At 32.6% G+C, this 14,242-nt stretch carries 12 protein-coding genes; 7 read left to right on the plus strand and 5 right to left on the minus strand.

Annotation, left to right across the window (positions count from 1 at the left end; genetic code table 11):
* Positions 1-6 precede the first annotated feature (6 nt).
* The 6 genes from ACZ451_RS01630 (at position 7) to ACZ451_RS01655 (ending at position 7,612) form a co-directional block, all read left to right on the plus strand.
* Positions 7-3,111: a glycoside hydrolase family 88 protein gene (locus ACZ451_RS01630; protein WP_464215334.1), complete on the plus strand. Its 3,105-nt coding sequence runs from the start codon at positions 7-9 to the stop codon at positions 3,109-3,111.
* Positions 3,112-3,135: 24 nt separating this feature from the next.
* Complete coding sequence (kduI, locus tag ACZ451_RS01635) at positions 3,136-3,978, plus strand: 5-dehydro-4-deoxy-D-glucuronate isomerase (protein WP_464215335.1); 843 nt, start codon at positions 3,136-3,138, stop codon at positions 3,976-3,978.
* 5 nt (positions 3,979-3,983) lie between these two features.
* Positions 3,984-4,778, plus strand: a complete 795-nt coding sequence (locus ACZ451_RS01640; RefSeq protein ID WP_464215337.1) for a gluconate 5-dehydrogenase — start codon at positions 3,984-3,986, stop codon at positions 4,776-4,778.
* 84 nt (positions 4,779-4,862) lie between these two features.
* Positions 4,863-5,843, plus strand: a complete 981-nt coding sequence (locus ACZ451_RS01645) for a TRAP transporter substrate-binding protein (protein ID WP_464215338.1) — start codon at positions 4,863-4,865, stop codon at positions 5,841-5,843.
* On the plus strand, positions 5,844-6,320 hold the full coding sequence (locus ACZ451_RS01650; protein WP_464215339.1) for a TRAP transporter small permease: 477 nt from the start codon (positions 5,844-5,846) through the stop codon (positions 6,318-6,320).
* Positions 6,317-7,612 carry a TRAP transporter large permease gene (locus tag ACZ451_RS01655; protein ID WP_464215340.1) on the plus strand — a complete coding sequence of 432 codons (1,296 nt, stop codon included), beginning with the start codon at positions 6,317-6,319 and terminating at the stop codon, positions 7,610-7,612. Before ACZ451_RS01650 ends, ACZ451_RS01655 begins: the two co-directional genes overlap by 4 nt.
* A 19-nt stretch (positions 7,613-7,631) precedes the next feature.
* Here ACZ451_RS01655 and ACZ451_RS01660 read toward each other — a convergent pair whose 3' ends face one another.
* The 4 genes from ACZ451_RS01660 to ACZ451_RS01675 form a co-directional block, all read right to left on the minus strand.
* Positions 7,632-8,516: a leucine-rich repeat domain-containing protein gene (locus ACZ451_RS01660; protein ID WP_464215341.1), complete on the minus strand. Its 885-nt coding sequence runs from the start codon at positions 8,514-8,516 to the stop codon at positions 7,632-7,634.
* Between the two features lie 275 nt (positions 8,517-8,791).
* Positions 8,792-9,691 carry a leucine-rich repeat domain-containing protein gene (locus ACZ451_RS01665; RefSeq protein WP_464215342.1) on the minus strand — a complete coding sequence of 300 codons (900 nt, stop codon included), beginning with the start codon at positions 9,689-9,691 and terminating at the stop codon, positions 8,792-8,794.
* On the minus strand, positions 9,678-10,568 hold the full coding sequence (locus ACZ451_RS01670) for a leucine-rich repeat domain-containing protein (RefSeq protein ID WP_464215343.1): 891 nt from the start codon (positions 10,566-10,568) through the stop codon (positions 9,678-9,680). Before ACZ451_RS01670 ends, ACZ451_RS01665 begins: the two co-directional genes overlap by 14 nt.
* A 153-nt stretch (positions 10,569-10,721) precedes the next feature.
* Entirely contained in the window at positions 10,722-12,635 is a 1,914-nt protein-coding gene (locus ACZ451_RS01675; RefSeq protein ID WP_464215345.1) for an ABC-F family ATP-binding cassette domain-containing protein, read from the minus strand.
* A gap of 64 nt (positions 12,636-12,699) precedes the next feature.
* Between ACZ451_RS01675 and ACZ451_RS01680 the strand changes: the two genes are divergently transcribed.
* Positions 12,700-13,098 (plus strand): DUF983 domain-containing protein, encoded by a 399-nt coding sequence (locus ACZ451_RS01680; RefSeq protein ID WP_464215346.1) that lies wholly within the window; start codon positions 12,700-12,702, stop codon positions 13,096-13,098.
* Here the strand turns inward: ACZ451_RS01680 and ACZ451_RS01685 are convergent.
* Positions 13,091-14,143, minus strand: coding sequence for an NAD(P)/FAD-dependent oxidoreductase (locus ACZ451_RS01685; protein ID WP_464215347.1), 1,053 nt, complete (start codon positions 14,141-14,143; stop codon positions 13,091-13,093). The genes ACZ451_RS01680 and ACZ451_RS01685 overlap by 8 nt on opposite strands.
* Positions 14,144-14,242: the final 99 nt, after the last annotated feature.

The following is a 14,242-nucleotide window of genomic DNA, read 5'->3' on the forward strand; positions in this document are numbered from 1 at the left end:
ATTGAAATGCTAAAACTGACATTAAAAACAGATTATATAACAACACATCAAATGAAATTAAATTTAAAACTGCTTTTTATTATCGCATTTATATCAACTAGTAATATAGCTCAAGATATTAGTCCTGTTGCGGTTCAAAAGCAGATGAAACGCGTTGCAGATTGGCAAATAGCACATTTTAGAGACTTATACAGTGGTAGAGACAAACCACACCATATTGCAGATTGGACGAATGGCGCCCTTTATGTAGGTATGACGAAGTATGCAAAACTAGCAAAAGATGATCGTTACTATAAGTGGCTAAAAAAAATTGGCGAAGAGCAAAAATGGAAATTACACCACAGAAAATACATGGCAGATGATCATGTAGTGGGTCAAATGTATATGGAACTCTTTAGAAAATATGAAGATTCTAATTATATAAAACCTACACAAAAGCATTTTGACTGGATTATGGAAAACCCCAGTCAACAACCTATTACTTTAGATAAGTATGCCCATTTAGAACGATGGACTTGGTGTGATGCCTTATTTATGGCACCACCAGTATGGGCAAAACTAACCAAAATAACAGGTGAGAAAAAGTATACTGAATTTATGATGAAAGAATACGAAGCCACTCGTGAGCATCTTTTTGACGAAGAAGAGCATCTTTTTTTTAGAGATAATAGCTTCATAGACAAGCGAGACAACGGAAAAAAGATTTTCTGGTCCAGAGGCAATGGTTGGGTATTTGGAGGGCTTACTCTTTTAATGGACGAGTATAAAAAAGGTTCTAAAGAATATGAATATTTTAAAGCTATTTATTTAAAAATGGCAAAGAAGCTCATTAAAATTCAGACCCCTCAGGGGCATTGGGCAATGAGTTTACTAAATCAAGATATTTACCCTACTCCAGAAACGAGTGGAACTTCATTTTTTACCTTTGGTTTAGCTTGGGGAATCAATAATGGGCTTTTAGATCAAAAAACATATGAACCACATATTAAACGTGCTTGGAATGCATTGCTATCTCATATAACGGAAGATGGAATGTTAGGCTATGTGCAACCAATAGGTGCTGGGCCAGACAAAGCCTTCGAAGATCAGAGCGAAGTATATGGAACAGGAGCTTTTTTAGCAGCAGGCTCGGAAGTCTATAAATTGTATGGCGGGCAACCTATTTTTCAAATAGAAAACCCCGATTATAAAAAAAGCCCAAAAACAGGAATCACCAGAAAGCATTGGTTAGACATGGCTGAGTATATGTTAGAAGGCGCTTTTAGTTATGTAAATGATATTGATGATCCATTAAAATTTCCAAAATTAGGAGAAGTAGCATATCCTAGAGGAGAATGGCAAGAACCCGTAGAAAAATTGGAAGGTTTATGTAGAACGCTTTTTGTTGCTGCTCCTCTTTTAAAAGAGGACCCTGATCTAGAAATTAATGGCATACAAATAGCGGAATATTACAGACATAATATCCTGAATTTATTGGATGAGAATCACCCATCTTTTATAAAAGACAAAGAAAGTCCAGAAAAATGGCCTGGACAGACTTTAGTAGAATTTGGGGCATTAGCAATGTCTTTCTTTTCCATTCCAGAAGTAGTTTGGGATCCGTTAACACAAGAGCAAAAAGATACCTTAGCTAAGAAAATGATTAGTTATGCAGACGGACCCACGGTACCGTCTAACTGGAAATTTTTTAACATTTTTGTGTTGAGTTTCTTTAAAGATCAAGGCTATCAAGTTAATGAAGCCTTACTCGTAAAGTATTTAAATAAAAGTGCTGAGCACTATCGTGGAGATGGTTGGTATAATGACAACCCTGCTTATGATTACTATAGCATGTGGGCTTTTCAAATGTATGGCCCTTATTGGTCACAGGTATTTGGCAAAAAATACTACCCAGAAATAGCTGAGAAATTCAAAGATAATTTCTTAGATATCAAAAATTCTTACCCCTACATGTTTAGTGAAAATGGAGAAATGATTATGTGGGGAAGAAGTATCAGTTACCGAATAGCCTCTATTAGTCCTTATCCATTACTTGGGTTTTACCCTGAAGAAACAAAGGATGTCAACTGGGGTTGGTTAAGACGAATTTCTTCTGGTGTACTTTCTCAGTTTTTGCAGCATCCAGAATTTATGAAAGAGGGTATCCCTACCTTAGGCTTTTATGGCCAGTTTGATCCTGCCACACAATATTACAGTTGTAGAGGGAGTGTCTATTGGATGGGAAAAGCATTTTTAAGTTTATTATTACCTGAAGACAACGAATTTTGGTTAGCCGAAGAAAATAATGGCGCTTGGGATAATGAATTGAACAAAGGTGAAGCGCGCAATCAGTTTTTTAATGATTCTAAGATTATGATTACTGATTACCCAGACATTGGAGCCTCAGAAATAAGAGCATGGTGCAATGTTCCTGTAATTGGTGTAAAAGAGCCTTTCCGTGGTAGTGAAAACTATAACAAACTATCGTACAATAGCGCTTTTCCATGGCAAGCAGATGGTAAAAATGGAGAAGTTTCTATGAATTATATGTTTAAAACAGGAATAGACTCCATCCCCTATGAACCTGGGAGATTATATACTTTTGAACAGTATAAAGATGGTGCTTACTATCGTACTTTAAAATCAGAGGTGCTTGATGATGTAGCGATAAAACTTACTGATATTCCCTTAGCAAATGGCATTTTAAGAGTAGATAAAATTAAAAGTAATACAGACCTCAGCTTAGATCTTGGGCACTATAGCTTATCACATATTAATGGCTATATCCATACATCTACACAAAAAATTAAAGGCAAAGATGTTCACATTATAGATAATGGAGAGTATCAGCTAGCATTAATTCCAATTAAAGGATGGGATGCTGCAAGAGTTATTACAACAGAAGGGCTTCATCCAGAAACCCATAAAAGCACCGTAATTAATGTAACAGATCATTATACTAAAGGCTCTGATGATGACATCTATATTACTGCAATGCTCTGGAAAAAATCTGGAATACCATTTACCAAAAAAGAACTTTCTATAGAAAAAAATATAAGCCTCAATAAAAACAAAAAAACGGTGACTTATGCTCCAAAAGGGTCTAAGAAGATAACCATTTCCTTAAAATAATAAAAATAACTAATTCTCATATCAATGAACACTACATACGAAACACGATACGCATCGAGTCCAAAAGCCGTAAAAAAATACGATACGGAAGAATTAAGAGATGAATTCTTAATCGATAATTTAATGCAAGCCGATAAAATTGTATGGGTATACACCCATTACGATCGTTATATGGCGGGTTCGGCAGTTCCCACTTCAAAAGCATTAAAGCTAGAAGCGATCGATCCTTTAAAGTCTGACAACTTTTTAGACCGAAGAGAGCTTGGAGCAATAAATATTGGAGGTGCAGGGAAAATTACTGTAGACGGCACAAGCTATACCTTAAATACTAAAGATGGTTTATATATTAGAAAAGACTGTAAAGAGGTTCTTTTTGAAAGTGTAGATGCTTCAAACCCAGCAAAATTTTATTTAAATTCTGCTCCTGCTCATCATGCCTATCCTACCAAACAGGTTACAAAAGAACAGGCTAATAAATTACATTTAGGCGCTACTGAAACTGCAAATGCACGAATTGTATATCAAATGCTTCTTTCTGGAGTAATTGAAACGTGCCAGTTACAAATGGGCATTACAGAACTAAAGCCTGGTAGTGTTTGGAATACCATGCCAGCACATGTTCATGATCGTAGAATGGAAATTTATTTCTACTTTGAAGTTCCAGAAGGAAATGCTGTATCGCATTTTATGGGACCTATTAATGAAACACGGCATATTTGGATACAAAACGAACAAGCCGTAATTTCTCCACCTTGGTCTATTCACTCGGGCTCTGGAACCACAAATTATACTTTTTGTTGGGGGATGTCTGGAGAAAACTTAGACTATGATGATATGGATAAAGCGCAAATCACCGATTTAAAATAAAAATAATGTCACAAGAATTATTTAACATAGGAGGAAAAGTTGCCTTGGTTACAGGAAGCACACATGGTCTTGGCATGGCAATGGCAATGGGGCTTGGAAAAAGTGGAGCAACCATTATTGTAAATGGAAACTCATCACAAGAAAAGATAGATAAGGCTGTAAAAGAATACCAGGCAGAAGGTATTAAAGCCATGGGATATAAATTTGATGTTACTAACGAAGCTGAAGTTTCTGAGGCCATTCAAAAAATAGAAAAAGAAGTTGGTTATATTGATATCTTAATTAATAATGCTGGAATTATTAAGCGAACACCATTAGCGGATATGGATGTAGACGACTTTAAACAGGTGATTAATGTAGATTTGGTGAGTCCGTTTATTGTATCTAAACATGTGGTAAAAGGAATGATGCAACGTAAAGCGGGGAAAATTATTAATATCTGTTCTATGATGACTGAATTAGGGCGTAATACCGTTGGGGCTTATGCAGCAGCAAAAGGCGGACTAAAAATGTTAACTAAAAATATGGCTACCGAATGGGCCAAACACAATATTCAAGTTAATGGAATAGGCCCTGGTTATTTTGCAACATCTCAAACAGCCCCTATTCGCGTAGACGGTCACCCGTTTAACGATTTTATAGTAGGTAGAACTCCTGCTGCTAAATGGGGTGATCCTAGTGAATTAGCAGGTGCTGCAATTTTTTTAGCATCAAAAGCTAGTGATTTTGTAAATGGACATATTCTTTATGTTGATGGAGGAATTTTAGCCACTATTGGGAAACCTGCTAATGAAGATTAGTAATTTTAACCTAAAGGAAAGAAGGTTTAATTTGTGAAATAAACATTATTTTAAAATGCCTATATCATCTTTTAATTATTAAAAATGACCAATTTAAAAGCACTTCTATTTAGTATTATAATACTATTAGCATTTAGCGCCTGCCAAAGCACCAAAAATGTTCGCACACTTCGCTTAGCTCATATTTTAGATACCAAACACCCTGTACACCAAGCGATGGAAATTTTAGGGGAGCAGCTTGCCGAAAAATCTAAGGGTAAATTAAAACTTCAAATATACCCAAGTGGTCAATTAGGAGGTGAACGAGAGTGTTTGGAATTATTGCAAATTGGAAGCCTAGATATTACAAAAGTATCTGCAGCAGTATTAGAAAATTTTATCCCAGAATATCAAATTTTTGGAATACCCTATTTATTTAGAGATAGAACGCATGCCTTTTCTGTATTAGATGGTAAACTAGGAGAAGATCTATTGACACGTGGAGAAAAATTTAGACTCAGAGGGCTCACTTTTTACGATGCAGGAAGTCGTAGTTTTTATACAAAAGAAAAACCAGTACAAATTCCTAATGATCTAGAAGGTAAAAAAATTAGAGTCATGAAAAGCAATATGGCAATAGGTATGGTAAATCAACTGGGAGGTTCACCTACACCTATTTCCTATGGAGAGCTTTATACTGCACTACAACAGGGCGTTGTAGATGGAGCAGAGAACAACCCACCCAGCTTTTATACCTCTAAACATTATGAAATATGTAAATATTATAGTTTAGATGAACACACCTCAATCCCTGATGTTTTATTAATTGGTTTAGATACTTGGGAGAAATTAACTAATCAAGAAAAAGAATGGTTAAAAGAGGCCTGTACAGCATCTAAAATAGCACAGCGTAAAATTTGGGCAAACTCAGAAAAAGAATCTTTGGATGCTGTAATTAAAGCTGGGGTACAAATTATTAGGCCAGACAAAACCCTCTTTGAACAAAAAACATTAGAGACTATAGAAGGTTTTAATAACCAACCCAATCTTAAACAATTAATTACTCGTATTAAAAAAGAATATTAAATGAAAAAAGCTATTGATACCGTATTAGAGAAGGTTTTAATTTTTCTTTTATTTATAATGTTAGCCAGTGTAGTTTGGCAAGTATTTACCAGATATGTAATGCAATCGCCAAGTACTATTACTGATGAACTTTCTAGCTTTGCACTGATTTGGTTAGGCTTATTAGGTGCTGCTTATGTAACTGGAAAAAAGTTACATTTAGCTATTGATTTAATTTCTGCTACTACGGTACAGAAAAAAAGAGCATTCTTTGATGGTATCGTGCATGGCAGCACTTTTTTATTTGCTTTTGCAGTGATGATTATAGGAGGGCTGCGTCTATGCTTTTTATCATTTCAATTTAACCAAACTTCTGCAGCACTTCAAATTCCTTTAGGCATTATTTATCTTATTATTCCTATTTCTGGACTTTTAATCTGTTACTATAGTATGGCTCTCTATTTTAAAAAAGACACTTCTAAAACTACAGCGTTATGAATTATATTGAAGTATTCATATTAGTAATTAGTTTTTTAGTGTTCTTATCGCTACGAGTGCCCATTGCTTTTGCTATTGGTTTAGCTGCATTTTTTACTCTAATTACCAGCATGCCTTTTCTACCATCGGTAACTACGTTAGCACAACGCATGGCTACCTCATTAGATAGTTTTACCCTTTCTGCAATTCCTTTCTTTATACTAGCTGGGCAAATTATGAATAGAGGCGGTATAGCCGTTAGGCTTATTAACCTTGCAAAAGCTATTGTTGGCCCTTTACCTGGCGGATTGGCTTTTGTAAATATTATTTCGTGTATGCTTTTTGGCGCTATCTCTGGCTCTGCAGTAGCTGCTGCTTCAGCTATTGGAGGCTTTATGCATCCAATGATGAAAAAAGATGGTTATGATGAATCTTTTAGTGCCGCAGTAAATATTACGAGTGCTACTACTGGTTTAATGATCCCGCCTAGCAATGTCCTTATCGTGTATTCATTAGCCAGTGGTGGTGTATCTATTGCTGCATTATTTATTGCTGGTTATGTACCTGGTATTCTAATTGGTTTAGCATTGATGATCGTTGCTGCTGTCTATGCAATGATAAAAAAATATCCTACTGAAAAATTAGTAGGTTTTAAAGAGTTCTTAAAACGATTTGGTGCTGCCATACCTAGTTTACTTTTATTAGTTGTAGTTATTGGCGGTATTGTTGCCGGAATTTTTACGGCAACAGAAGCTTCGGCCATCGCCGTTGTATATACACTGGTACTTGCATTTTTATACAAAGAAATTACATGGGCAGACCTAAGCCCTATTTTCTTAGAAACCATAAAAACGTCTTCTATTGTACTTTTACTTATCGCTACATCTATTGCGATGTCTTGGGTGATGTCTTACGAGAATATTCCTCAAGAAATTAGTAATACCTTATTAAGTATTAGTGATAATCCTATTATTATCTTAATTATCATTAATTTAATCTTGCTGTTTGTGGGTATTTTTATGGATATGACGCCAGCCATTTTAATTTTCACGCCTATTTTTCTACCTGTAGCTACTAAAATAGGTATTGATCCTATTCACTTTGGAATTATCATGATCCTTAACCTTTGTATTGGACTGTGTACGCCACCCGTAGGCTCCGTACTTTTTGTAGGTTGTAGTGTTGCAGATTTACCTATACAAAAAGTATTAAAACCACTATTGCCTTTATTCTTAGTCATGATTTTAGTATTATTACTAATCACTTACATTCCAGAACTAAGCTTGTGGTTACCAAGATTATTTGATCTTTAAAAGATATTTGAAGACAAACTTATTGTTTGTCTTCAAATTTAATATCGGCTATTTTATCTTCTTCAGTGAGATAAAGTTTTTGCAAATCTTTAATATCCTTTTCTGAATATTTTTTTCCTAAATCAAATAGAGCCAAATGAGAGTTTGTTGCAACAATTCTGTCTATAGCTTTTCTATTAAAATTATTGCGCTGTATTTGCACCATTTCTAACCTAGGTAGCATTAATATATCTTCTGGAAACTTACCCGTTAAATTATTTTCTGCCAAAACTAACATCTTTAAATATTTTAAGTTTGATAAGCTTTTTGGCATTTCGCCTTCAAGATTATTATTGGCTATTTCAAAACGCTCTAAATAGCTAAGACTTCCTATTGATTGTGGAATTTGTCCTTCTATTTCATTATCTGATAAAGAAATTACTCTAAGGTTCTCTAAAAGTCCTAAATTTTCTGGGAGCTTGCCTGATAATTTATTTCTGAATAAATCTAATAATACCAGATTTCTTAAATTTCCAATATTTTCTGCTATGGCACCCTCAATGAGATTCTTACCCAATCTTAATTTTCTAAGATTTTTTAAATTATATATCGCTTTTGGAAGCGTTCCACTTATTTTATTAAAAGCTAAATTAATAACTCTTAAATATTTTAATTCTCCTATTGAAGTAGGTAATGCACCTTGTAAATTATTATTAAATAATACTAACGACACTACATGATCGTCCTCTATAGTTACACCTCTCCATTGCGCTACTTCTTGATCTAAATTCCATGAATTTGTCCAGTTTTCTCCTTGTGTTGCATTAAATAAATCTATTAATGCGTTTTTTTCTGCTTTTGGTATAGCAAACAATGTACTACTTACTAGTACAAATATTAAAAAATGAATTTTGCCCTTAATCATAATATAAATTTGTTATTTGATTTATAACTTATTAAAAATAAGCTATGTAATCATTAATTTTAAATCTTTTACTTAACAAACTAACTAAATTATTTACACCTTTCGCATATCATCAGATTTAAATGTTTTGAATGTATCATTTTTTGTTGTGTAATTAGAAAAATAAGATGTGTGAAAATAAAAAAATGAGCAATTCAAAACATAAAACATATGTATTAATCACTCATTTTAAACCAATTATTAAAAGTATCCATTTATATCAGCACCAGTATTTACTACTCATTATCATCTTCAAATTTAGTATCTGCCATTCTTGTTTTAGAAAAATTTAAATCCTTATAATTCTGATTGTTTTTAATTTTGTCTTTATCAAAATCAAATACCAAAAAATTATTTGTATTGATTAAGCTTAAATCTTCAAAAGCATCAAATTTATTATTCTGTATTTGAATTACTTTTAAGTTTGCTAATTGCCCAAATTCTTTTGGTATAACGCCTTCTAGTTGATTATTAGCTAAAACCAATTCTTTTAGCTTTGTTAAGCTTCCTATTTCTTTTGGCATAGCACCTTGTAAACGATTATCAAACAAACCTAAAACTTCTAACGCTACAAGTTTACCAATAGCTACAGGAATTACTCCCTTAAAATTATTACTTGATAAGTTTAGAATTTTCAACTCTTTTAATGCCCCAATACTTTCTGGAATAGCCCCGGATAAAAAATTATTAAATACACTTATTTCATGTAACTTTTTCATTTTCCCTATATCATCTGGCAGCTCACCTTTTATTTTATTCATTTCTAGCTTTAAAACTTCTAAATGGATTAAACAACTCAACTCTTTTGGTAATACTCCTGTTAATGCATTAAATGCTAAGTTTAATTCTTGCAAGTTTTTAATTCCTCCTATACTTTTTGGTAATACTCCGGCCAAATTATTATTGAATAAATTAATTTTAACTACCGTATTATTAACAACAGTAATACCATACCAATCGCTTACGGGTTTAGTAAGATCCCATGTATTTTTCCATGCTTTTCCATTCGTCTCTTTATACAAATCTAGCAATGCATTTTTTTCTTGTATAGAAACTTCTGCTTTACATATAGTTTGAAAAAAAATCATGAATACCAAAACACATTTCACTAAATTATACTGTTTAATTACCATCATAATCTTCAAGTTTAGTATCTACAATTTTTGAATTTCCTCTTTTGCTAAAATTGTCTAATTCTTCTTTTTTATGTAATATTAATTCCTCATCAAAATCAAATAAAGCCAACTTTGATTTTGTAATGTCTTTAACATTTAGATACATATTATCAAAATTATTTTCTTTCATTTGAATAACGCTTATGCTTTGTAGGCTTAATATATCATTTGGAAAGGCTCCTGTAAAATTATTTTCGGAAATCACTAAGGTTTTAAGCTTTACCATATTAGAAATTACATGAGGTAATTCTCCAATCATATTATTATTAGCAACTTCAAAACGTTCTAAGTTGATTAAATTACCAATTACAACAGGTAATGTTCCTGTTAATTTATTATCAGATAAAGAGATCACCTTCAATTCTTTTAACTGCCCTAAACTTTGTGGTAATACACCGCTAATTCTGTTATGAAATAAGTCTAAAACTATTAGTTTTTTTAGACTCCCTATGTGCTCAGGAATTGTTCCTTCTACATTATTTTTTCCCAATCTTAAAACTTCTAATTCACTTAAATCGCATAGAGTATCTGGAATAAATCCACTTAAGCTATTAAATGCCAAGTTTAAAACTTTTAAATGTGTTAAAGATGCTATAGAATTTGGCAGTACCCCTTTTAAATTATTATTAAATAGTACAATAGAGACCACATGATTATCTTCTATCTGTACACCTTCCCATTTAGAAGGAGATTTTTTTAAATTCCAAGGAGTAGTCCAATTATGCCCTTCTGTTGCGTGGTATAAATCTACCAATGCTTTTTTTTCTTCGCTAGGAATAGCAAACGCAATATTTATACTGCATAAAACGCAAAAAAGGATATAAAAACTTGTTTTCATACAAACTAATTAAATTAATATATAAGAATATACTTACAAAGTAAGTAGGTTTTAATAGCTTAATAAAAAAAAGTCGTTGAATTGCTCTGTGTTTATTGTATTATGTTGTGAAAGTCAAGAAAAATGTGGTGTAAGAAAAAACTTATACTATAATTATGTTAATTTTTCTAATTTAATGGTAATCTGTTCCCAATTTTCCATGAGATTTTGTAAGTCTTTTTTCTTTTTTTCATAGCTGTCAAAAAAATTAGCTTGTGCTATTGTGGCATCATAGTTCATGAGTAGTTCATGATCTATTGCTGCTATTTCTTTTTCAAGGCTTGCTATTTTACTTTCTGTAGTACTAAGTTTATTGTTTAAAGATTTTATCTTTTTCTGATCTTCATAACTAACATCTGTAGTAACCTTTTTCTTTTTTTGTGAAGTTTGTTCTTGTTTCTTTTCGATCTCTCTAAAATCTTGCGCTTTCCTTTGTTCTAAGTAAAAATCAATATCTCCTAAATATTCTTTAATGGCTCCATCTTTAAACTCATATACATTATTAGTTAGCCCTTGTAAAAAATCTCTGTCATGAGATACTAAAACTAGCGTTCCTTCAAAATTTTGTAAAGCCTTTTTTAATACATTTTTAGATTTAATGTCTAAATGGTTAGTAGGCTCATCCATCACCAAAACATTAAAAGGTTGTAATAACATTTTAGCTAAGGCTAACCTGTTCCTTTCGCCACCAGAAAGTACTTTCACATATTTATCTACCTCATCTCCTCTAAAAAGAAAAGAGCCTAAAATATCTCTTACCTTACTTCTATTCGTTTCATTAGCCTCATCTATCATCGTATCTAATATGGTTTTATTGCCATCTAAATACTCTGCTTGGTTTTGTGCAAAATATCCTATCTGTACATTATGCCCTAGCTTTAAATGCCCATCATATGCTATTTCTCCAACCATTATTTTAGCCAATGTAGATTTTCCTTGCCCATTCTGACCAACAAATGCAGTTTTTATATTACGTTCTATTAAAAGTTCTACATTTTTAAGCACTTCGTTTTCACCATAGTTTTTAGAAAGATTTTCTATTTCTACCACTACCTTGCCTGGTGTAACAGAAACGGGAAAACGAAGATTCATCACACTATTATCATCTTCATCTACTTCTATACGATCTAATTTATCTAACTTTTTAATGAGTGATTGCGCCATAGATGCCTTAGATGCCTTTGCTCTAAACTTTTCTATTAACTTTTCGGTTTGCTGAATTTGCTTTTCTTGATTTTTCTGTGCACTTAATTGTTGTTCTTGTATTTCTTTTCTCAATACTAAAAACTGTGAGTAGGGCTTATTGTAATCATAAATTCTACCTAAAGAAATTTCTATTGTTCTATTAGTAACATTGTCTAAAAACATTTTATCATGAGATACTATTGCAATAGCACTAGAACTATTTCTTAAAAACTGTTCTAGCCATATAATAGATTCAATATCCAAGTGATTGGTTGGCTCATCTAATAGCAATACATCATTACTTTGTAATAGTAGTTTAGCCAATTCTATACGCATGCGCCATCCGCCAGAAAAAGTATCTGTACCTTTATTAAAATCTTCCCTTTTAAAACCTAAACCTTGTAATATTTTTTCGGTCTCTCCTTGGTAATTATAGCCGCCAAGTATTTCGTACCTATGCGTAATATCGCTAAGGTCTTCTATAAGTTTGCTATAACCGGCACTTTCATAATCGGTACGCTCTGCCAGTTGTGTATTTATAGCATCTTGCTGTAACTCTAATGCTTTTATTTCTTCAAAAGCTTGGTATGCTTCTTCAAGAACGGTTCTCCCTTGTTCAAAATCTAAATCTTGCTTTAAAAAACCAATCCGTACTTCTTTATCAGATGCAATAGTACCAGAGTCTGGCTCCATTTCTTTTGAGAGTAATTTTAATAAGGTAGATTTTCCTGCACCGTTTTTACCAATTAAGCCAACTCTGTCTCCAGAATTTAACCGAAATGATATTTCTTCAAATAAATATTCACCTCCAAAGGCAACAGAAAGATTATGTATATTCAGCATATTTTATGACCAATATTAGGGCTATAAATTCTATAAAAAGGTATTTTTGTAAAAACTTTTGCAAATGTTAAAAAAAGGAAGCAAACTATACAGTATTTTAACAGGAACTTGTCCAAAATGTCATCAAGAAAAGATGTATTTAGATAAAAACCCTTATCACCTGCTCACTATTTTTAATATGCATGAGCGTTGCTCGCATTGTAATACTAAATACAAAATAGAACCTTCTTTCTTTTTCGGTGCAATGTTTGTAAGTTATGGGGTTGGGGTTGCTTTTGCCGTGGCAGCTTTTATAATCACCTATCTTTTTTTTAAAACTTCATTAAAAACAGCTTTTCTAACTATAATTGGTACTTTAATTGTATTTATGCCCATTATAATGCGTGTCTCTAGAAATATTTGGATTAATTTTTTTATCAAATATGATAAAGATGCTGTAAATAATGTGAAAAATATTATTTAAAATGCTTTTTAGTATGCCTTGCGATATCCATTTCTGGATGTAAAGGTTCTTTGTTTTCTATATATTGATACAATTGTTCTGCTGCAAAAGGGGCAATCATAACACCTCGTGATCCAAATCCGTTTAAGACATATAAATTATGATGTACAGGATGTTTCCCTACCAGAGGGCGTCTGTCTGATACTGTAGGGCGTATTCCTGCCACATGTGCTACCAATTCGTATTTGCACTTCACAAAACTTTCTAGCTTTTCTATAAGCTCTAATTTTGATGCTTCGGTAGGCATATTCGTTTTATCTTTCCATTTGTAAGTAGCACCAATTCTATATAAATCATTTTCTATTGGAATACTAAAAGCAGAAGATTTTATGACATTTTCTTCTTTTAATTCTGATGATTTTATGGTTAACAGTTCACCTTTAGTACCATTTAGCGGTAAATACTTAAAATATGGATTTTGTTTTAACCCGTATCCTGTAGCAAAAACTAACTGTTTTGCTTTTATATTTTTATAGCTAATATAATTTTCGTTTACCTGCAATGCCTCAAAAGAAAAAGTATCTTGAACAAGGAGTTCTTTTTGCTTTAAATATTCAGCATAAGATGCTAGCAGTTTTTTAGTATCAATACGACCTGTATGCAAAACTCTCCCGTAACCAAATGGAGCATCTATTGCCATATTTGTATTTGGCACCAGTGTAGTTGCCAAAAAAGGACTTAAATGTGGTTTATCAGCTGCTTCAAACCAAAGATTTTGTTCTTCTATTGAAGCAAATTTGCGCAATACAGGAACTTTATAATCTAAAGTAATATGCAGTTTTTGTTCTATTTTTTTATAAAACGGAATGGCAATTTCTAATTGTTCTTTGGCCAACCAAGCTAATGTAAATCGTTTTAAAATTACTGGATTGTATAAGCCTCCCGCAACCGTAGATGAGGTTTGTGAGTGATCTGAAATTACTTGAAATGTTTTTCCATTACGCTCTAAGGTTTCACAAAAAGATATTCCTGCAAGGCCTAGACCTACCACCATATAATCTATCATATAACAAAGGTAGAAAAGGGAATTTATAAAAGAATAAAAGTTTTAATAAAAGAATACTGATTGTATGGGTTGAAGTTAAAATCTAAACAAAAAAAATCC

Source organism: Allocellulophaga tsushimaensis, from assembly GCF_055383085.1.